17 protein-coding genes are annotated in these 19,684 nt (G+C 62.6%); 4 read left to right on the plus strand and 13 right to left on the minus strand.

The features are described from left to right. The first annotated feature begins 27 nt into the window (after window positions 1-27). Together NKH54_RS12030 and lexA are read left to right on the plus strand one after the other, a co-directional pair. The gene (locus tag NKH54_RS12030) at window positions 28-792 is read left to right on the plus strand and encodes a GntR family transcriptional regulator (RefSeq protein WP_353028282.1); all 765 of its coding nucleotides are present in this window, start codon (window positions 28-30) and stop codon (window positions 790-792) included. A 203-nt stretch (window positions 793-995) separates the two neighbouring features. After that, window positions 996-1,778 (plus strand): transcriptional repressor LexA, encoded by a 783-nt coding sequence (lexA, locus tag NKH54_RS12035; protein ID WP_023724387.1) that lies wholly within the window; start codon window positions 996-998, stop codon window positions 1,776-1,778. On the opposite strand, the gene NKH54_RS12040 is transcribed toward lexA, so the two are convergent. Next, the gene (locus tag NKH54_RS12040; RefSeq protein ID WP_353028283.1) at window positions 1,772-4,228 is read right to left on the minus strand and encodes a ComEC/Rec2 family competence protein; all 2,457 of its coding nucleotides are present in this window, start codon (window positions 4,226-4,228) and stop codon (window positions 1,772-1,774) included. The genes lexA and NKH54_RS12040 overlap by 7 nt on opposite strands. Window positions 4,229-4,340: 112 nt before the next feature. Continuing rightward, on the minus strand, window positions 4,341-4,757 hold the full coding sequence (gene arr, locus NKH54_RS12045) for an NAD(+)--rifampin ADP-ribosyltransferase (protein ID WP_023696562.1): 417 nt from the start codon (window positions 4,755-4,757) through the stop codon (window positions 4,341-4,343). 462 nt (window positions 4,758-5,219) lie between these two features. Here arr and gltX point away from each other — a divergent pair, with 462 nt between their 5' ends. Continuing rightward, complete coding sequence (gene gltX / locus NKH54_RS12050) at window positions 5,220-6,644, plus strand: glutamate--tRNA ligase (RefSeq protein ID WP_023726645.1); 1,425 nt, start codon at window positions 5,220-5,222, stop codon at window positions 6,642-6,644. Window positions 6,645-6,825: 181 nt separating this feature from the next. After that, on the plus strand, window positions 6,826-8,157 hold the full coding sequence (gene gltA / locus NKH54_RS12055; protein ID WP_023671037.1) for a citrate synthase: 1,332 nt from the start codon (window positions 6,826-6,828) through the stop codon (window positions 8,155-8,157). A gap of 150 nt (window positions 8,158-8,307) precedes the next feature. Here gltA and lpxB read toward each other — a convergent pair whose 3' ends face one another. The 11 genes from lpxB to pyrH all read right to left on the minus strand — a co-directional run bounded on the left by lpxB (window position 8,308) and on the right by pyrH (window position 19,593). Further along, entirely contained in the window at window positions 8,308-9,486 is a 1,179-nt protein-coding gene (lpxB, locus tag NKH54_RS12060) for a lipid-A-disaccharide synthase (RefSeq protein ID WP_023700725.1), read from the minus strand. Then, window positions 9,476-10,378 carry an LpxI family protein gene (locus NKH54_RS12065; protein ID WP_023700726.1) on the minus strand — a complete coding sequence of 301 codons (903 nt, stop codon included), beginning with the start codon at window positions 10,376-10,378 and terminating at the stop codon, window positions 9,476-9,478. The genes lpxB and NKH54_RS12065 overlap by 11 nt, the downstream gene beginning before the upstream one ends. Further along, the gene (gene lpxA, locus NKH54_RS12070) at window positions 10,365-11,198 is read right to left on the minus strand and encodes an acyl-ACP--UDP-N-acetylglucosamine O-acyltransferase (protein WP_023734357.1); all 834 of its coding nucleotides are present in this window, start codon (window positions 11,196-11,198) and stop codon (window positions 10,365-10,367) included. The genes NKH54_RS12065 and lpxA overlap by 14 nt, the downstream gene beginning before the upstream one ends. Before the next feature lie 15 nt (window positions 11,199-11,213). Then, a complete protein-coding gene (fabZ, locus tag NKH54_RS12075; protein WP_023671033.1) occupies window positions 11,214-11,666 on the minus strand; it encodes a 3-hydroxyacyl-ACP dehydratase FabZ in 453 nt (150 codons plus the stop codon). Window position 11,667: 1 nt separating this feature from the next. Continuing rightward, complete coding sequence (lpxD, locus tag NKH54_RS12080; RefSeq protein WP_023671032.1) at window positions 11,668-12,726, minus strand: UDP-3-O-(3-hydroxymyristoyl)glucosamine N-acyltransferase; 1,059 nt, start codon at window positions 12,724-12,726, stop codon at window positions 11,668-11,670. A gap of 77 nt (window positions 12,727-12,803) precedes the next feature. Continuing rightward, on the minus strand, window positions 12,804-15,170 hold the full coding sequence (gene bamA, locus NKH54_RS12085; protein WP_023726649.1) for an outer membrane protein assembly factor BamA: 2,367 nt from the start codon (window positions 15,168-15,170) through the stop codon (window positions 12,804-12,806). Window positions 15,171-15,387: 217 nt separating this feature from the next. Beyond that, window positions 15,388-16,530, minus strand: a complete 1,143-nt coding sequence (gene rseP / locus NKH54_RS12090) for an RIP metalloprotease RseP (protein ID WP_023754870.1) — start codon at window positions 16,528-16,530, stop codon at window positions 15,388-15,390. Between the two features lie 103 nt (window positions 16,531-16,633). After that, window positions 16,634-17,449 carry a phosphatidate cytidylyltransferase gene (locus tag NKH54_RS12095; RefSeq protein WP_023696555.1) on the minus strand — a complete coding sequence of 272 codons (816 nt, stop codon included), beginning with the start codon at window positions 17,447-17,449 and terminating at the stop codon, window positions 16,634-16,636. Window positions 17,450-17,460: 11 nt separating this feature from the next. Continuing rightward, window positions 17,461-18,183, minus strand: a complete 723-nt coding sequence (locus NKH54_RS12100) for an isoprenyl transferase (RefSeq protein WP_023748403.1) — start codon at window positions 18,181-18,183, stop codon at window positions 17,461-17,463. Window positions 18,184-18,214: 31 nt separating this feature from the next. Beyond that, window positions 18,215-18,769 carry a ribosome recycling factor gene (gene frr, locus NKH54_RS12105; protein ID WP_023671027.1) on the minus strand — a complete coding sequence of 185 codons (555 nt, stop codon included), beginning with the start codon at window positions 18,767-18,769 and terminating at the stop codon, window positions 18,215-18,217. Between the two features lie 101 nt (window positions 18,770-18,870). Then, window positions 18,871-19,593 (minus strand): UMP kinase, encoded by a 723-nt coding sequence (gene pyrH, locus NKH54_RS12110; RefSeq protein ID WP_023671026.1) that lies wholly within the window; start codon window positions 19,591-19,593, stop codon window positions 18,871-18,873. Window positions 19,594-19,684 lie beyond the last annotated feature (91 nt).

Genomic DNA, 19,684 nt, shown 5'->3' on the forward strand with positions numbered 1-19,684 from the left:
TCGAGCGTTTATGTCTGATGGATCACGATGCTGGATGACGAGCAGACCTCGAAGACGGAAGTGGCCTATCGCCTGCTCAGGCGCGATATTCTTGCGACCCGGCTGGCGCCTGCCGCGCCGTTGAAGCTGAGCACGCTGCGCAACACCTACGGCATCGGCTGGACGCCGTTGCGCGAGGCGCTGTCGCGGCTGGAGGCGGAACGGCTTGTGACCGCCATCAGCAACCGCGGGTTTGCGGTCGCTCCCGCCTCTCGGGCGGAGCTCGAGGATTTGGCGCGTGCGCGGCTGGTGGTCGAACTGCCCCTGCTGGTGGAATCGATCGAGAAGGGCGACCGTGAGTGGGAAGACGCGGTCGTTGCCGCCCACTATCGTCTCTCACGGTGCGGGTCTGTTCTCGACGATCCATCGGATGATGCGGTCGACGCGTGGTACGAAAAACACGATGCCTTCCATGCGGCGCTGCTCAGTGCCGCGACATCCAGCTGGCTGCTGCGCTTCAATGCGACGATTTCCGACCAATTGCATCGCCATCACCGCTTTCTGGGTCTGGCCCCGACGCTGCGCGCCGCCGCCGGCCGCACGGATGGACACCGGAAGGCCGTGGCGGCCCTGCGCGACGCCGTGGCGATCGAACACCATACCGCCCTGATGGAAGCGGCCCTCGATCGCGACGTCGAACGTGCGAAAACTCTGATGACCGCTCACATCGGCTACACGCTGCAGGTCTATGCCCAGAGCGAACCCGGCGCGGATGCTGCGCAGCCCCGTCCGAAAAGGAAGCGGCGGTCGTAGCCGACGCGCAGGGCACTTTGGCTTCGTTTCACCCGTTGCCGGAAAATGGGCGCAGGCGGCGCTCGCAGCGCCGAACGTTACGCTGAACAAAACGTCAACACATTCATTAAACTTTAAAAGGTTGCGGAACACAACTGGAACAGATAGTGTTTGTTCTGGGTTTGTTTTTTCTGATTCTGATTTCAGAACCCTTGGGGGCCGCGATGCTGACGCGCAAACAACATGAGCTTCTGATGTTCATCCATGAACGCCTGAAGGAGAGCGGAATCCCGCCGTCCTTCGACGAGATGAAGGAAGCGCTCGACCTCGCCTCCAAGTCCGGCATCCACCGCCTGATCACGGCGCTTGAGGAGCGCGGTTTCATTCGCCGGCTGCCGAACCGGGCGCGCGCGCTGGAAGTGCTGCGGCTGCCCGACTCGATCGCACCAGGCCTCAATGCGGCGAGGAAGTTTTCGCCGAGCGTGATTCAGGGCAGTCTTGGTCAAACCGGCCAAGGGCAAGGCGGCCAAGGACAAGGCGCGATGGGCCAAGGCGGTCTCGGCCGCCAGATCAAGCCGGGCTCGCCGTCGCGTTCGATGTCGGCCGGCAATGACGATGCCGTTTCCGCGATTTCAATCCCGGTTATGGGACGCATCGCCGCCGGCGTGCCGATCGACGCCATCCAGCATCAGACCCATTCGATCTCGGTGCCGCCCGATATGATCATGGGCGGCGAACACTACGCGCTCGAGGTCAAGGGCGATTCGATGATCGAGGCCGGCATTTTCGATGGCGACACGGTCATCATCCGCAATGCCGACACAGCCAGCCCCGGCGAGATCGTGGTGGCGTTGGTCGACGATGAGGAAGCGACCCTGAAACGCTTCCGCCGCAAGGGCGCCTCGATCGCCCTGGAAGCCGCCAACCCGGCCTACGAGACCCGCATTTTTGGACCGGACAGGGTGAAGGTGCAGGGCAAGCTTGTCGGATTGATCCGGCGCTACTGAGCCGGCTTGGGTTTGTATTTTTCACGCTGGTTGTAAGGCGGCAGGCCGCGCGCTTCGCGGGAGAAGCGGCGTTGCTCGTGCCAGGGGCGATACGGCTTGTCGACAGCGAAGCGGATGGTTGGCGCTGCAGCTGCCGATTGCGGATCGAAGAAGACGGCGGCGCTGCCGTCGCGGGCCAGCTGTTTCTTCGTCACGACCAGCACCAGCGGGTCGCGGCACGGATTGTAGGCGGTGGCGTCATCGATGACGATCAGGCTCGCGAAGGCACAGGCCGGCCGCGCCGTCTTGCGGTCTTTCGCAAGCGCTACAATGGCTCCGGAAGGGTGCCGGGCGATACAGAGATCGCCCATGCAATAGAAGGGCGACCCGGGCGGCAGATCGAGCGGATCGAGATCGAACCGCGTATCTGTTGCCTCGAAAATCTCGGGCGGGATAATGGTTTCGGCCCGCAGCGCCCGTTTCCAATTGTCCGTGGTGAATTCGTTGGAGCGTTCGCGGTTGAGGGCGAGTTCGCCGCCACCTATCGGCATGGCCACCAGATGTGCGTCCTCGGATATGAGCACGTCGGGCGTAAGCACCTGCGGCACCGTCAACAGGCCGGCCAGCGCGAAAAGCACGGCCGCCAGCCTGAGCCAGGTGGTGGCCATGGTGGCGATGACGAGGGCGACCGCCACCAACAGCACCGAGCGGATGGAGATCAGCCCGACGGCGTCGACCGGCGAGCGCTCGGAAATCCAGGCCGATATAGCGATCATCGCCATCAGACCCTTGCCCATCACATAGAGGAACGGCCCGTCGGCGCCGAACGGCATCGCCAGTGCGCTGAGCACGGCAAAGGGCATGACGATCAACGAAACAATCGGCATCACGGCCAGATTGGCGATCAGGCTGAGCGGCGACACACGCTGAAAATGCCAGATGGCGAACAGCAAGGTTGCACTGCCGGCGATGATCGAGGTCATGGCGAGGCCGCCCATGGCCAGCGCGAATTTTCGCGACAGGAAGCCGACGAAGGAGCGCTTTGCCAGCGGCGTTCTCACCTTGTCGGCGCGGTAATCGGCCCAGCCGGCATAGGCGCCGACAAGGGCGGCGGTGGCGGCAAACGACATCTGGAAGCTGGGACCGACCACCTCGTGCGGCGACACCAGGATGACGGCAATGGCGGAGATCGCCAGATTGCGCATGGTGAGCGCGGCACGATCGAAGAGTACCGCGACCAGCATGACCGCTAGCATGATGAAACTGCGCTCGGCGGCGACCACGATGCCTGAAATGACGAGATAGGCGGCGATGGAGACGAGTGCTGCCACTGCTGCATATTTCTTGACTGGGCGGCGCGAAGAGAAATCGGGAAACAGCGCAAAGGCGCCACGCAGCAACGCCATGATGGTGCCGGCAACCAGCGCCATGTGCAGGCCGGAGATGGAGATGATGTGGTAGATGCCGGTGCGCCGCATCGCTTCGTTGACCTCGTCCGGGATGCCGGCGCGCACCCCGACAATCAACGCCGCGGCAATCTCGCCTTCGGCGCCGCCGATTTTGCCCCTGATATGGTCGGCAATGTTTTCGCGCGCGTTCTCGATTGCCGAGGAGAGCCGCGCGGTCAGCGGCGGCGGTCCCTGCGTAGCAATGGTTTTCGGATTGCCGAGAAAGAAGCCGCTGCCGCCGATACCGGTGAAATAGCTGTCGAAGGAGAAATCGTAGCTCTCCGGCCGCACCGGACCGGTCGGCGGCAACAGCCTGGCATAGCCGGTGATCAGGGAGCCGGCGGTCATATCGGCGGGAACGGTCCGCGCCGAGAGCCTGACCCGCTCCGGGGCGTAGCGCAGCTCGGGGTAAGCGGTCGAAACCACGTCGAGCGTCAGCCTGATGCGGCCGCTTTCCATCTGTTCGAGACTGACGACGCGGCCGGTCAGCCGTGTCTGAATCTCGGAGCCGAGCATCTGCGTTCCGGCGCGCCAGGTCTCGACTTTGGCGGCGACGACGCCGAGCGCGCACAGCATCGCGGCCATGCAGAACAGATGCGTCCTCGGCCGCGATCGCGTGGCGACAGCGCAACATGTCGCCAGCACCACAATGGCGATTGGCTGCGCAAAGCCGGGCTCGCCGGCCAGCGAGAAATAAATGATGACGCCGGCCGCCAGGAAAACCGGCACCAGCAGGAAGGCGACGCCCCGGTCGAGCTCCGTGTTGGCGGCCGCGGCAAGGCTGCGGCGGAGCGCGGGCCATGACGGACGGCGAAGCCGTCTGCGCAGGCGGGCGATAGATCCGGGCGCTGTGACTTGCGCCGGCAAGGCGTGACCGGGCAGCGCAGGCGCGACGCCGGGATGCGGCTCAGGCAGCGCGAGGGGCAGCGGCTCGGCATAGGGACTATCGGCAAACAGCGAGCGTTCGCTGACGCTTGCCTCGGCGCCTTCGCCTTCCTTCGTGCCCCGGCCACGTCCAGCCATCGGGTCTGCCCCTTGCGCCCCAGACCTCCTATGCTACATGAACGCGCAAAGCGCGAAAGTCCGTGCGGTCGCGTCCACCGCGCCGGAATTGACCATCACTCGCCAAGGACGCTCAATCCTCAATCATATCCCGGCCCTCCGCCCTCAGGCGAGCAAGCCCATCGTGCATTGCCTTCAATTGTTCGGGTGTATGACCCTGCCATTCAGCGAGCTCCCCCAGGATGAGTAACGGATCACGGGAGCGGTAGGATTTCGTCGGATTACCGGGAAATTTTTTATCGGTCAGGTTAGGGTCATCCATGAAAAACCCCGTCGGCTTTACGATGTAAATCCTTTGACGACCGTCACCCGTTGCAAGCTCTGCTCCCCAGATGGCGGCTTCCAGTGTCTGGGTGAAATAGATCCATGACAGTGGTTTACCTCTGAAATTGGAAGGGTGGCCGACGCTCAGCAGATCCCCGGGTTTCAAATCCGCCCGGGTGCCATGGTAGAACGGATCACCCTCCGTATGGTCGGCGTTTCTGGTCATCGGTAGTCCTTCTTTCAATCATGCTTCCTTAGTGGCGAGACCGGACTGCACACAGTTGCGGTGTTCACGATAATGATTGCAGAAAGGTCAATATGCGTGACCAAGCCAACGCTGTCACGGCGGCTTTGTAGTCGGGCAGTGCCGCCTCCGTGAAGAAATGTCCGCTCGTCAGAGGAGGCTACCACCGTCGCAGCGATGTTCCAGGCACTGTGACGGACGCTGCAGCCGAATGAAACCCAGACATTGAAGCTGCTGCCAAATGAGGTTGCGCGGAGGTGCGAACAGATTTTGTGCTACAAGGCTCCGGCGCCCGTTGACGCAACCGATAATTGGCGACGTGCCCCGGCCTCGTCCAGCCATCGGGTCTGCCCCTTGCGCCCCAGACCTCCTATGCTACATGAACGCGCAAAGCGCGAAAGCCCGCGCGATCACGCCCCGCTTTCCAAGGTTCCCGAGAGTTCCATGTCCGACACGGTCGTCACCCGTTTTGCCCCCTCGCCCACCGGCTATCTGCATATCGGCGGCGCGCGCACGGCGCTGTTCAACTGGCTGTACGCCAAGCACACCGGCGGCACGATGGTGCTGCGCATCGAGGACACCGACCGCGAACGCTTCAACGAGGCGGCGACACAGGCCATTCTGGATGGGCTGACCTGGCTCGGCCTTTCCTGGGACGGTGAGGCCATATCGCAGTTCGAGCGCGCGCCGCGCCACCGTGAGGTGGCCGAGGAGCTGGTGCGCCTGGGCAAGGCCTATTACAGCTACGAGACGCCTGCCGAGCTCGAGGCGATGCGCGAGGCCGCACGCGCCAAGGGCCTGCCGCCTCGCTACAACGGCCAGTGGCGCGATCGTGCCCCCTCGGAGGCGCCTCCCGGCGTCAAGGGCGCCATCCGCATCAAGGCGCCGACCGAGGGCGAAACCGTGGTGCACGACCGTGTGCAGGGCGAGGTGCGCTTCCCCAACAAGGACCTCGACGATTTCATCATCCTGCGCTCGGACGGCAATCCGACCTACATGCATGCCGTCGTCGTCGACGACCATGACATGGGCGTCACCCACATCATCCGTGGCGACGACCATCTGACCAACGCCGCGCGCCAGACGGTGATCTACAACGCGATGGGCTGGGACGTCCCGTCGATGTCGCATATCCCGCTGATCCACGGCGCCGACGGCGCCAAGCTGTCGAAGCGGCACGGCGCACTCGGTGTCGAGGCTTATCGCGCCATGGGCTATCTGCCCGAGGCACTGCTCAACTATCTGGCGCGGCTCGGCTGGAGCCATGGCGACGACGAGATCATGTCGATCAAGGACATGATTTCGTGGTTCGACATCGGCGATGTCAACAAGGGTGCGGCGCGTTTCGACTTCGCCAAGCTCGAGTCAATCAACGGCGCGCATATGCGCAAGATGGCCGATACCGAGCTGTTCGACATTTTCGTCGCCACTCTGCCATACCTCGAAGGCGGATCTGCTATCGCCGCCCGTCTCGACGACGCCAGGAAGGCGCAGCTGCTGGCCGCCTTGCCGGGCCTGAAAGAGCGCGCCAAGACGCTGGTGGAACTGGCCGATGGCGCGGCCTTCCTGTTCGTCGAGCGGCCGCTGCCGATCGACGAGAAGGCGGCAGCACTGCTCAGTGCCGACGCGCGCGCGATCCTGCGCGGCGCACATGCCGCTTTGCAGACTGTTTCGGGCGATTGGTCGGCTGCCGCGGCTGAAGCCGCAGTGCGCGAGTTCGCAGCGGCCGGCGGCCACAAGCTCGGCGCCGTGGCCCAACCGCTCCGGGCGGCCCTTACCGGCCGTAGCACCTCGCCCGGCGTGTTCGACGTGCTTGCCGTGCTTGGCCGCGAGGAAAGCCTGGCGCGGATTGCGGATCAAATCGATTAGGAGCGAGCTGGCCCAAAAAGATTGGCATTGAAAGGCGGGTTTCGCAGTGCAACATTAGGCCTTGGCCCAATCAGGCACGCACCTCCCAAAATGCGGTGGCGAGTTCGCGCATTCCGGTGATTTCGACGTGTCGTTTGCAGGAATTGCCTTGCCGGCATGAGGAACATGAAGGAGTTTGAGAATGAGCGAAGCTGCGACGAGACTGGAAACCGGCAGCAAGACGACGCACCCGTCGACTGCCACGCTCGAACTGGCCGGCAAGACGCATGAATTCAAGGTGCGAAGCGGGTCGGTCGGGCCCGACGTCATCGACATCGGTGCGCTCTACAACACCACCGGCGCCTTCACCTACGATCCCGGCTTCACTTCGACGGCGAGCTGCGAGTCGGCGATAACCTTCATCGACGGCGATGCCGGCATCCTGCTTCACCGCGGCTATCCCATCGACCAGCTGGCCGAGCATGGCGACTTCCTCGAAGTCTGCTACCTCCTGCTCTACGGCGAACTGCCGACCAAGGCACAGAAGGACGATTTCGACTACCGGGTGACGCGCCACACCATGGTGCACGAGCAGATGTCGCGCTTCTTCACCGGCTTCCGCCGCGACGCGCATCCGATGGCTGTGATGTGCGGCGTGGTCGGCGCGCTGTCGGCCTTCTATCACGACTCCACCGACATTTCGGACCCGTATCAGCGCATGGTCGCCTCGATGCGGCTGATCGCCAAGATGCCGACGATTGCGGCCATGGCCTACAAATACCATATCGGCCAGCCCTTCATTTACCCGAAGAACGAGCTGAACTTCGCCGCCAACTTCCTGCATATGTGCTTTGCGGTTCCGTGCGAGGAATACAAGATCAATCCGGTGCTGGCGCGCGCCATGGAGCGGATCTTCATCCTGCATGCCGACCACGAGCAGAACGCCTCGACCTCGACCGTGCGGCTTGCAGGCTCGTCGGGCGCCAATCCGTTCGCCTGCATCGCCGCCGGCATCGCCTGCCTGTGGGGCCCGGCGCATGGCGGCGCCAATGAGGCGGCGCTCAACATGTTGGGAGAAATCGGCCATGTCGACCACATCCCGGAATTCATCGCCCGCGCCAAGGACAAGAACGATCCGTTCCGGCTGATGGGCTTCGGCCATCGCGTCTACAAGAACTACGATCCTCGTGCGAAAATCATGCAGAAGACGGCGCATGAGGTACTCGGCGAACTCGGCATCAAGGACGATCCGCTACTCGACATCGCCATGGAGCTGGAAAAGATCGCGCTGACCGATTCCTACTTCATCGAAAAGAAGCTCTATCCGAACGTCGATTTCTATTCCGGCATCACGCTGAAGGCGCTGGGCTTCCCCACCACCATGTTCACCGTGCTGTTCGCGGTCGCCCGCACCGTCGGCTGGATCGCGCAGTGGAAGGAAATGATCGAGGACCCGCACCAGAAGATCGGCCGCCCGCGCCAGCTCTATACCGGCGCCCCGGAACGCGACTACGTGCCGATTGCGAAAAGGTGAAAGAGAGTGAATGGTGAATGGTAAGTAGTGAATAGCATGTAGTAAGTAGCAGGTAGTAAGTAGCAGCTTGATTATAGCGAGAGCGCATTAATCACTATTCACTATTCACTATTCACTATTCGCTATTCACTATTCATCGTTCACTCCTTACTAAGCCCTATTCGCTCTCCCGATGTGGCGAAGAACGACATCGGCGGCGATGTCGCCGGAGGGCCTGTCGGTGGCCATGCGTCTGGCAACCTCGCCAAAGCCGTCCTTTTGCCAAGCGCGGTAGGCGGTGTCTGAGAACAGTGCCTCGAGCTGCCGCGCCAGATAGTGCGGCCGCACATACTGGTTGTAGCTTTCCGGCACGACCGGCCGGTCGGCAATAAGGTTGGGCAAAGCAGCGCTCCACACCGTGATCAGGCTCTGCGCCATCAGCATGATCGGATCGAACTTGTAGCAAGAGACCATCGGTACACCCGACATCGCCAGTTCCAGTGACACCGTTCCAGACGCGATCAGCGCCGCATCGGCCTTGCCGAAGGCCTGCCATTTGCGCTCGGGATCGAGGATAATTTCCGGCTCCTGATCCCAGCGCGCCACCGATGTTTTGACCAGTTCGGCGACATGCGGCACCGTCGGCAGCAACAGCCGCAGCCGGTGGCCACGCGCGCGCAGCGCCGACACCGTCTCGCCGAACGGACCGATAAGCCGGCTCACCTCGCCGCGCCGCGACCCTGGCAGGACGAGCAGCGTCTTGACGTGATCGGCAGAGAGATCGCGTGGCTGGGCTTGCGCCCTGGCCGCGCCCTGCACGCCTGGATCATGCGTGAGGCGATGTCCGACGTAAGTGCCGGGCGGGCCGCCGAGACGGCTGAGCTCCTTTACCTCGAAAGGCAGGATGCACAGTATGTGGTCGACATAGGGCTTCATCGCGGCCGCCCTACCCGGCCGCCACGCCCAGACGCTCGGGCAGACATAATGGACGATCGGGATCGACGGATCGGCGGCGCGGATCTTTTTGGCGACGCGCAGCGAGAAATCGGGGCTGTCGATGGTGATCAGACAGTCGGGTTTTTCGGCGGCGACAGCACTTGCCGTCTGGCTGATCCGCCGCATCAGGCGCGGCAAGTCACGCAGGATGGCGCTGAGCCCCATCAGCGCGATCTCGGCGCCGTCGAACAGCGGCGCCAGTCCGAGCGCCTGCAGATGCCGCCCGCCAGTGCCGACGAGTTGCACCTCGCGCCCGGTTATGCGCTTCAGCGCCTGCACGATGTCGGCGCCCAGCAGGTCGCCGGATTCTTCGCCGGCGACGATGGCAATCTTCAGCGGCTTCTCAGCTGCCATGGACAGACTCCGCAGCCGGCAGGCCGAACACGAACAGGCCGAGCGCATTGGCGCGCGCGACAACGGCGGGGCCTTCGAGGATGAGCGAACGGCCGGCTTCGACGGCAATGCCGGCGAGCCCCGCGGCATGCGCCGCCTCGACGGTCCGGGGGCCGATAGATGGCAGATCGGCACGCAATTCCTGGCCAGGCTTGGCGCATTTGACCAGGACACCGCGCGTCTTGCCGGCCAGCCTGCCATGGCCGCGCAACTGCTGCGTCCGCTCGAGCAGTCCGTGGGTGCCCTCGACGCCTTCCAGGGCAACAGTGCGGCCACCGATGGCAATTGCCGCCTGACCAATGTCGAGCGCGCCGATGGCCTTTGCCGCCGCATGTGCCGCCTCGATATCGCGCCAGTCGGACTTTCGCGGCACTGCTTTGGTCAGCGGCCCTTCGGCCGCGACGAGCCGGGGCACGACTTCATGCGCACCGACAACCTTGACGCCCCGTGCCTCCAGGCCGCGGGTCAATATCTTCAACAGCCCGTCATCGCCGCGGGCAAGCGCCATGGCGAGCGAGGGTATAAGTGCCAGTAGCCCAAGGTTCGGACGCATGTCGACCAACCGCGGCCTGCGCCTGATCTCGCCGGCAAGCACAAGATGGGTGATCCGCCGGCGCCTCAGCAACGCAACCAGCGAGCCGATGTCTTCCAGCGCAAGGCTTTCATGCTCATAGATTGTGAGGTCGGACTGACGGTCGGCCTGACCTTCGACCAGGATGATGACGGGCGGATGTCCGGCCTCCGCCAGGCCGGCGGCAACTTCGACCGGCAAGCTACCGCCGCCGGCAATGATGCCGACCCTGGCGTCCGGCGCAAGATCGAGGCCCGTTGAAGTGGCCTCAGCCTTCGTCATCGGCATCGTCGCCGTCGCCACCCTTAAGCGACGGGACGGCAAAATGCCGCTTGCCGCGACTGGTGATGAAATCGATGATTTTCATGGCCGTCGGCGACGACGCAAACTCGGCCTTGGCGAATTCGATGTTCTCGCCGACAGTGCGGGAGCGGTCGAAGATGGTCTTGTAAGCCTTGCGCAGCAGGTAGATTTCGGCGCGCGGCAACCCGGCGCGCTTCAGGCCGATGATGTTGAGTCCACGCAGGCTGGCGCGATTGCCCACCGCAATGGCGTAGGGAATGACATCGCCGACGAAAGCCGAGCAGCCGCCGAGAAAGGCGTTGTCACCAACACGCACGAACTGATGAACGGCGCTGAGGCCGCCAATATAAACGCTGTCACCGACCTCGCAATGGCCGCCCAGGGTCGCGCCATTGGCGAAGGTGGCGTTTTTACCGACGACGCAATCATGGGCAATGTGGGCATAGGCAAGGAAATTGCCGTTGTCGCCGACGGTCGTCTCGCCGCGGCTGGAATCGGTGCCGAGATGCATGGTCACGCCTTCGCGGATCGTGCAGTTCTGGCCGATGACCAAAGTGGTGCGGCCGCCCTTGTGCTTGGTGTTCTGCGGCGGTCCGCCCAGTGTCGCCATCGGATAGACCTTGGTCGCGGCGCCAATGGTTGTCGCGCCCAGCACCGAGACATGGCTGACCAGTTCGACGCGGTCACCGATCACGGCGTCAGCGCCGACGTAGCAGAAAGGTCCTATGGAGGCGCCTTCGCCGATCTGCGCGCCGGCCTCGATGACGGCCGAGGGGTGGATTGAAGTCTGTATTTTCATGAGCATTTCGAACCGTCAGCCGGTAACCATCATTGCCGAGATCTCGGCTTCGGCGGCCTTTGTGCCCTCCACCATGGCCTCGCAGGCGAATTTGAGCAGGTTGCCGCGCATCTTGATTTTCTTGACGTGGATCTTCAACTGGTCGCCCGGGACGACCGGTTTGCGGAATTTCGCGTTGTCGATGGTCAGGAAATAGACCAGCGACGGCTTTTCCGTGTTGAGGTTACGGATGCAGATCGCGCCGGCCGTCTGCGCCATAGCCTCGACGATGAGCACGCCCGGCATCACCGGCTGATCCGGGAAATGGCCCTGGAAATGCGGCTCATTGATGGTCACGTTCTTGATGCCGATGGCAGAATCATTGCCGTCGATATCGATGATGCGGTCGATCATCAGGAAGGGATAGCGATGCGGCAAAAGCTTCATCAACCCCAATATATCGACCGCTTCGAGCGTCGCCGGCACCATCTCAGCTACTTCCCCCTTCGCCCTGCTTGCGCGTCCTGGCAAGCTTCCTCAGCATGGCGATCTCACGCATGGCTTCCGCCATCGGCTGCGCCGGATAGCCTCCCCAGATCTCGCCCGCCGGCACGTTGCTCATGAACCCGCTTCTTGCAGCAAGCTTGGCCCCTGATCCGATGGTCAAATGATCGGCAAGGCCAACGCCGCCCCCCATGGTGACACCGTCGCCGACGGTGACGGAGCCGGAAATACCAGAGAGCCCGGCAATAATGCAATTGCGGCCGATGCGAACGTTATGGGCGATCTGCACCAGATTGTCGATCTTGGTCCCCTGACCGATGACCGTATCCGACATGGCGCCGCGATCGACGGTCGTGTTCGAGCCGATTTCGACATCGTCCTGAATGATAACGCGGCCGACCTGCGGCACACGCTCAGGGCCTTTGGCGCCGCCGACAAAGCCGAAGCCGTCCTGGCCGATCCTGGCGCCGCCATGAATGATGACGCGGTTGCCGATCAGCGCGTACTGGACGCTGACACCTGGTCCGATATAGCCGTCGCGGCCGATCTGGCATGACGGACCGATAACGGCGTGGGGGGCAATGACCGTTCCGCTGCCGATGGAAGCACGCGGGCCGACGACGGCTCCGGCCTCGATGATCGCGCCTGCCTCGATATGCGCCGTGGTATCGACATGAGCTTGCGGCGAGACCCCGGTTTCGCTGGTCATCGGTCCCGGCGTCGCCGCCGTCGGGAACAGCAGCCGGCCGATCATGGCGAAGGCCTGCTGCGGGCGCGGATGCACCAGAACCGCAATGCCGGCCGGCGCCTTGCCGGCGAACTCGGCGGGACAAAACACGGCCGCCGCCTTCAGCGACTGCATCAGCGCGAAATTGCGCTTGCCGTCGACGAAGACGAGCGCACCCTCGCCGCCTTCATTGGCTGGCGCCAAAGCGTCGATCGATATGTGGGCAAGATCGGAATCGACGAGCGATGCGCCGGTCAGATTCGCGACTTCGCCGGCCGTATACCGGCGTGATGGCGCGAAGAACACCGGATCGGTCATTCCAGAAGCAATATCCAGCTAGGTCGGATCAATTCTCTTCCGGACCCCAACGGCCCGGAAGCATCGTTACCGCAAGATCAGAAGCGGCTCGACATGCCGAAGTTGAATTCCTGCACGTCGTCGGTCTTTTCCTTCTTGACGGGCATCGCGTAGTCAATGCGGATCGGGCCAAAAGGCGATGACCACAACAAGCCGACACCAACCGAAGCGCGCAGTTCCAAGTCGACTGACCCCTGATTGACCAAAGGAGTGTTAATCTTGCTGCCATACAGCGTTGCGGCATCGGCAAACACGGCGCCGCGCACACCAAAGCTTTCCGGAATGACCGGTATCGGGAACTGGGCTTCCGCCGACGCATTGAAATAGGTGGTTCCGCCGAGGTGGTCACCTGTGTTGAGGTCCACAGGGCCAATGCCACCATACTCGAAGCCGCGGATCATGCGGTCGCTGCTCTGGAACTGATCGAAGATACGCAAGCCGTCACCGCCGAAGCCCTGGATGTGGCCGGCGCCGCCCGAGATCAGGCCGACCAGATCCAACTGTTCGGACAAGGTCTGATAGACAGTGCCACGACCGGTAACCTTGACGAATTTGGCATCACCACCAAGGCCGGCCACTTCCACAGTCGTGGTGGCGTAAATGCCTTCATGCGGGCTCTTCATGTCGTCGATGGTGTTGTAGACCAAGCCAAGACTGACGGACGACTTGATCCACGGGCTCTCCGCAATACCTTGCTTAATCGCTTCCGAGACGTCGCAATCGCCCAGCGTGCCGTCGTCGTTGTCATCGCAGTCGTCGTCGAACTTGTACTTCTCCTGGGCGATATTATACGCCAGCTGCGTCGAGATATTGTCGGTGATCGGCAGGCCGAAGCGCACCGTCGCACCCAGCGTCTCGCTGTCATAGTGGTCGTAGTTGCGCGTCTGCTGGAAGATGTCGAAGCCGGCAGCGATACGGCGCCCGAGGAAATAGGGTTCGGTGAAGGACAGGCTGTAGTCGCGCGAATTCTTGCCGCCACCGGCCGAAACCTTGATGTACTGGCCACGACCGAGGAAGTTGCGCTCCGCGACCGAACCTTCGACGGACGGACCGGCAGTGTCGCCACCGGTCGAATATCCTGCGCCAACCGAGAACTCGCCGGTCGATTTCTCGACTACGTCAACCACGAGCACGACCTGGTCTGGCTCAGAACCCGGGACAGTCGAAACGTCGACTTTCTCAAAGTAATCCAGCTTTTCCAGCCGCTTCTTCGCGCGCTGGATGAGAACCTGGTTGAAGGCGTCGCCTTCGCTCACATCGAACTCACGACGAATGACATAGTCGCGCGTGCGGTCGTTGCCGCGGATTTCGATGCGCTCGATATAGGCCTTGGTGCCCTGGTCGATCGTATAGACGACCGAAATGGTGTGGTTCTCGAAGTTGCGATCGCCGCGCGGCGTCACCTGGGCGAAGGCATAGCCCGAACCCGCGACCTTTTCGGTCAGCGCGATGATGGTGTCTTCGACATCCTTGGCGTTGTAGACGTCGCCCTTGTGGGTCTGAACCACCGATTCCAGCGCCTTCGAGTCGACTTCGGGAATGGTGCTCTCGACGCTGACGTCGCCGAACGTATAGCGGTCGCCTTCCTGCACGGTAATGGTAACGGTGTACTGGTTGGTCGTGTCGTCGAGCTCGCCGACAGCTGAGACCACCTGGAAGTCGGCATAGCCGTGATTGTAATAGAAGCGGCGCAGCGATTCCTGGTCGGCGCGGAGCTTGTCCTCGTCATAGACGTCGTCACGCAGCACGAAGGACAGGAAGCTCGAGCGCTTGGTGGCGATGACGTCAGACAGGCGGCGGCTCGAATAGGCGCTGTTGCCGACGAAATTGACAGCGGCGATCTTGGTGCGGCCGCCTTCGTTGATGTTGAAGACCACGTTCACCCGGTTGTCGCCGAGATCCATGATCTGCGTCGTGACAGTGGCGTCATCGCGGCCAATCCGCCTGTAGGCAGCCTTCACCGCCTCGACATCGGAGTCCAGCGTTGCCTGCGAGAACGTCCCGCGCGGCTTCAACTGCACGGCGACTGCCAGCGCATTGTCCTTGAGCTTCTTGTTGCCCTGGAACAGAACCTGGTTGACGACCTGATATTCGGCAACCTTGACCACCAGCGTCGAACCGACCTGATTGATCTGCACGTCCGAGAACAGCCCGGTGCCGAACAGCGCCTTGACCGCATCGTCGATATCGGCGCTGGAAAACGCCTTGCCCGGCTTGATCGTGATGTAGTTGCGGATGGTGTCGGCGTCGACACGCTGGTTGCCGCTGACCTCGACTCTCGAGACAACGGCTGCCTGCGCCGCAGATGTGGCAACGAACTGCACGGCGAGCGCACCTGGTACAACCAGAGCGGCGGACATAGCCACCGCGGACGCGGCGCTCAAAAATTTGGATGCTGCCTTCATCGGGCTTTTGTACCTTTTCTCGAAGTCCCCACGGCGAGAAAACCGGACGTGCGGTAATTTCTCCTACCGTATTAACCGGATTTTCCCTACACGCAAGGCTTCTGGTTAATTTGTAATTACTTAACCCTGATGCGTGGCTTTCGCGTCACGCATACCCCCGTGCATGGTAAACGGCGTCTCAACATTGCCGGTGCTGAAGCCAAATTTCTTCATGATTTCAGCACCCAAACAGATCGTTCCAGAAGACGAAGCCCATAAATCCCAGCACCAGAAAGAGGCCGGCCCGGTATCCCATTTCCATCATCCGCTCCGATACCGGACGCCGGAAAACGGCTTCGAGTGCGTAGAACAGGAGATGGCCGCCGTCGAGGGGGGGAATCGGCAAAAGGTTCAGAATTCCGATCCCGACCGACAGGCCGGCGACGAGTTGCACCAGCCATAGGAAGCCCAGCTTTGCCGCCTGCCCCGACATCTTGGCGATCTTGATCGGGCCGCCCAGCTGGCATTTGTCTTCGCGGCCGACAACGAATCGCTGCAGGAACTGGCCGGTGCGCTGAATGACGTGCCCCGTCTCCTCGACCGCGGCGCCGACTGCTCCGACAGGGCTGTAGGTGATCAGCCTGGGCTGGCCGACATCCTTGTTGTTGACGACGCCGATGACGGCCACCTTGACCTTGTTGCCCAGTGCGTCCAGCTGCTCCATCGGCTCCGGCGTCGCGACGACGGTGACCTCCTTGCCGTCGCGCAACATGGTGAAGCTGATAGCGTCGCCGCCGCGGCCTGAGACCAGGCGTTGGACGTCGGCGAAGGTCTCAACCTTGCTGCCGTCGACGGCGACGAATCGGTCGCCTGGCAAAATGCCGGCCCTTTCGGCTGGACTGCCGGCGGTGACCGCCGCCACCATCGGCTCAAACACAGGGCGGCCATAGAGGGAAAACAGCACGGCAAAGACGGCAATGGTCAAAAGGAAGTTGAACAGCGGTCCGGCCACCACCGTGGCGGCGCGTTTCCAGATCGGCTGCGTGTGGAAGGCGACCTTGCGTTCAGCGTCAGTCAGCGTTTCCAGATCTTCCGAACTCGGCTGGCTCGACGTGGCGCTCATGTCGCCGACGAATTTGACATAACCGCCGAGCGGTATGGCGCAGAGCTTCCAGCGCGTGCCGTGGCTGTCGTTGAAGCCGAGAAGTTCGGGGCCGAAGCCGATCGAAAAGGCCTTCACGCCAATGCCGCACCAGCGGCCGACCAGGTAATGGCCCATTTCGTGAATGAAGACGACCACGGTCAGCACGAACAGAAACGGCACCAGCGTGCCGAGGACAAAGCCTTCCGTGCTGAAAAACGCGTGAAGAATTTCGTTCAAGTCATGCCCTCAAATTCACCCGCGGCAAAAGGTGTCGCCGCGACTGTGACATCAATCCAGGCGAATCCGTGGCGTGCGCCATTTCTTCGCCGTGAAATATCACTCAAGCCGGAAACAGCCCCTGCGCCGGATGATCGGCGCCCGCCGAAATCCAGCCGATCACGTATAGGGCAAAAGCCGCCGCGACAAGCCCGTCCACCCTGTCCATGACACCGCCATGCCCGGGTATCAACGCGCTTGAATCCTTGCGGCCGTGGCGGCGCTTGACCCAGGATTCGAAGAGATCGCCAGCCTGGGCAACAATCGACAGCACCAGCGCAACCAAGGCGAGGACGCCAAGATTGCCGGCCCCGGCGGCGGCAGCCAGAAGCACGCCGGCGGCCACGCCGCCGACAGCGCCGCCAAGCGCGCCGCTCTGCGTCTTGCCGGGGGATATAGATGGCGCGAGCTTGGGCCCACCGACGGAGCGGCCGACGAAATAGGCGAAGATGTCGGTCGCCCAGACCACGGCGAACAGAAACAGGATTGCGACCAGGCCGGGATGGTCGCCGCCGCGCAGCAGCGCCAGCGATAAGCCGGACAAAGCCGCGTAGGCAAGACCGGCTGCATCCCATTGCGCCGCTCCACGCATACGGGCGCCGACAGCAGCGACCACAACCATGGCCAGGACAAGAGACAGAAGCCACGATGCCGGCACGCCTGCAACCAGGGCGACGACGAAAACCAGAAGCAGCGCTTCGGGAATGAAGCCGAGGGTCGCACCGGCCAAGGGGCGCGACATGCGCGCCCATTCATAGAAGATGACCGCCGATATCCCGGCGCAAAGCAGGCGGAACCACAGCCCTCCCAACCAGGTCAGGCCAAGCGCTATTGCGGCCAGCACCAGCGCCGAGACGATGCGAAGCTGAAGATTGTTCATCCCGCCGCCGATCACGAGGCAGCGACATCTTGAGCGGCAAGCCCGCCAAAACGGCGCTCGCGGCCAGCAAAATCGCGCAATGCGTCGGCCAGGTGTTCGCGGCTGAAGTCAGGCCAGTAGCAAGGCAGAAAAACCAGTTCGCTGTAGGCTGCCTGCCACAGAAGGAAGTTCGACAGCCGAAGCTCGCCACTGGTGCGGATGACCAGCTCCGGATCGGGAATGCCTGCGGTGTCGAGGGCGCCGGCAAAAGTGTCTGCCGTGATCGCCTCTGCGTCGATCTCGCCGCGCGCCACTGCGGCTGCGAGCTTGCGTGCCGTGCGCACGATCTCGTCGCGCCCGCCATAGTTGAAGGCGATGACCAAGGTCAGCGATTCATTGCGCGCAGTCAGCGATTCGGCCTCTTCGAGCAGGCCCCTGATGTCCGGCTGCAGCCCCGCCCTGTCACCGATGATCCTGACGCGCACGCCGTTCTGGTGCAGTTCGGCCAGATCGCGGCGGATGAACAGCTTCAAAAGCCCCATCAGGTCGCTCACTTCGGCCTTGGGCCGCGACCAGTTTTCCGACGAAAAGGCGTAGACGGTCAGGAAGGAAATGCCGAGACCGGGCGCGGCGCGCACCGTCTTGCGCAGCGCTTCGACGCCGGCGCGATGGCCGGCAAGCCGCGGCATGCCGCGCGCTTTGGCCCAGCGTCCGTTTCCATCCATGATGATCGCGACATGCGCGGGCGTTGCCATTGTCTCGCTTTCGGGCCGGTGTGGGCCGACCCTAGACCTGCATGATTTCAGCTTCCTTATCGGAAAGCAGGTGATCGATGGTGCTGATCGTTTCGTCGGTCAGCTTCTGGACCTGATCGGAGCGCTTGCGCTGATCGTCCTCGCTGATGTCGCCGTCCTTTTCCGCCTTCTTCAAGAAGTCCATGCCGTCGCGACGGACATGGCGCACCGCAACGCGGGCGTTCTCGGCGTAGCCATGCGAAATCTTGACCAGTTCCTTGCGGCGCTGCTCGTTGAGCTCGGGCAGCGGAATTCTGAGATTGGTGCCGTCGACGATCGGATTGAAGCCGAGATTGGATTCTCTGATGGCACGGTCGACCGCGCCGACCATCGACTTGTCCCATACCGAAACCGAGATCATGCGCGGCTCCGGCACCGACACGTTCGCCACCTGGTTGATGGGCATGGTGGTGCCGTAGGCCTGGACCTGGATGGCGTCGAGAAGATTGCTGGAGGCACGGCCGGTGCGCAGCGAAGCCAGATCGTGCTTGAAGGCGGCGATCGCGCCATCCATGCGCCGCTTGAGGTCGTCGAACTCACCACTCATCTTAGTCTCCTCGACCCGTTTGATCCGGGTTCAGTGCTTAGGGCCTATATTCGGACCCGCTTTCAAAAACTGATCCCCTTTTTAGGAGAGTATACTCCGGGTCACTCGTCGGCGACGATCGTGCAACGGCCGCCGCCCCGCAGAATATCGCCGAAACCACCTTTTTCGTGGATCGAATAGACGATTATCGGGATGTTGTTTTCGCGCGCAAGTGCAATTGCGGCGGTATCCATGATCGAAAGGCCCTTGTTGATGACTTCGGCATGGCTGATGCGCTCGAAGCGGGTCGCATTCGGATCCTTCTTGGGATCGGCCGAATAGACGCCGTCGACCTGGGTGCCCTTGAACAACGCGTCGGCGCCGATCTCGGCGGCGCGCAAGGCCGCGGCCGAATCGGTGGTGAAGAACGGATTGCCAGTGCCGCCGGCGAAAATGACGACCTTGCCCTGGTTCATATAGGCGGTGGCCTGGCGCTGGGAAAAACTCTCGCAAAGTTCGGGCATGGCGATGGCCGACAGCACGACGGCATCGACGCCGATCTTGTTCAGCGAGGTGCGCAGCGCCAGCGAGTTGATGACGGTGGCCAGCATGCCCATGTGGTCGCCGGTGACGCGGTCGCCGCCCTTGGATGCCACCGCCACGCCGCGAAAGATATTGCCGCCGCCAATGACGACGCCGACCTCGATGCCAAGTGCGCGGGCTTCGGCGATGTCGGCGGCGATTCGGTCGACCACCGAGACATCGATGCCGAAATGCTGCTCGCCCATCAACGCTTCGCCCGACGCTTTCAGCAGGACACGTCGATAGAGGGGCTTTGCCGTCATCTGGACCTCGTCATTGTTGCGTGTGGCAGCCTGGGCAGGCCGCCCTCGCGCGGGCGCCGCCGCTGGCGCGATGCCGAGTTCCGATACCCGA

Origin of the sequence: Mesorhizobium sp. M1004, assembly GCF_040318795.1 — a bacterium.
Taxonomy (GTDB): Bacteria; Pseudomonadota; Alphaproteobacteria; order Rhizobiales; family Rhizobiaceae; genus Mesorhizobium.

Bases quoted from the DNA above. Each gene is read 5' to 3' on its own strand.
- NKH54_RS12030 (WP_353028282.1), top strand. From the start codon at position 28: ATGCTGGATGACGAGCAGACCTCGAAGACGGAAGTGGCCTATCGCCTG.
- lexA (WP_023724387.1), top strand. From the start codon at position 996: ATGCTGACGCGCAAACAACATGAGCTTCTGATGTTCATCCATGAACGC.
- NKH54_RS12040 (WP_353028283.1), bottom strand. From the start codon at position 4,228: ATGGCTGGACGTGGCCGGGGCACGAAGGAAGGCGAAGGCGCCGAGGCA.
- arr (WP_023696562.1), bottom strand. From the start codon at position 4,757: ATGACCAGAAACGCCGACCATACGGAGGGTGATCCGTTCTACCATGGC.
- gltX (WP_023726645.1), top strand. From the start codon at position 5,220: ATGTCCGACACGGTCGTCACCCGTTTTGCCCCCTCGCCCACCGGCTAT.
- gltA (WP_023671037.1), top strand. From the start codon at position 6,826: ATGAGCGAAGCTGCGACGAGACTGGAAACCGGCAGCAAGACGACGCAC.
- lpxB (WP_023700725.1), bottom strand. From the start codon at position 9,486: ATGGCAGCTGAGAAGCCGCTGAAGATTGCCATCGTCGCCGGCGAAGAA.
- NKH54_RS12065 (WP_023700726.1), bottom strand. From the start codon at position 10,378: ATGACGAAGGCTGAGGCCACTTCAACGGGCCTCGATCTTGCGCCGGAC.
- lpxA (WP_023734357.1), bottom strand. From the start codon at position 11,198: ATGAAAATACAGACTTCAATCCACCCCTCGGCCGTCATCGAGGCCGGC.
- fabZ (WP_023671033.1), bottom strand. From the start codon at position 11,666: ATGGTGCCGGCGACGCTCGAAGCGGTCGATATATTGGGGTTGATGAAG.
- lpxD (WP_023671032.1), bottom strand. From the start codon at position 12,726: ATGACCGATCCGGTGTTCTTCGCGCCATCACGCCGGTATACGGCCGGC.
- bamA (WP_023726649.1), bottom strand. From the start codon at position 15,170: ATGAAGGCAGCATCCAAATTTTTGAGCGCCGCGTCCGCGGTGGCTATG.
- NKH54_RS12095 (WP_023696555.1), bottom strand. From the start codon at position 17,449: ATGAACAATCTTCAGCTTCGCATCGTCTCGGCGCTGGTGCTGGCCGCA.
- NKH54_RS12100 (WP_023748403.1), bottom strand. From the start codon at position 18,183: ATGGCAACGCCCGCGCATGTCGCGATCATCATGGATGGAAACGGACGC.
- frr (WP_023671027.1), bottom strand. From the start codon at position 18,769: ATGAGTGGTGAGTTCGACGACCTCAAGCGGCGCATGGATGGCGCGATC.
- pyrH (WP_023671026.1), bottom strand. From the start codon at position 19,593: ATGACGGCAAAGCCCCTCTATCGACGTGTCCTGCTGAAAGCGTCGGGC.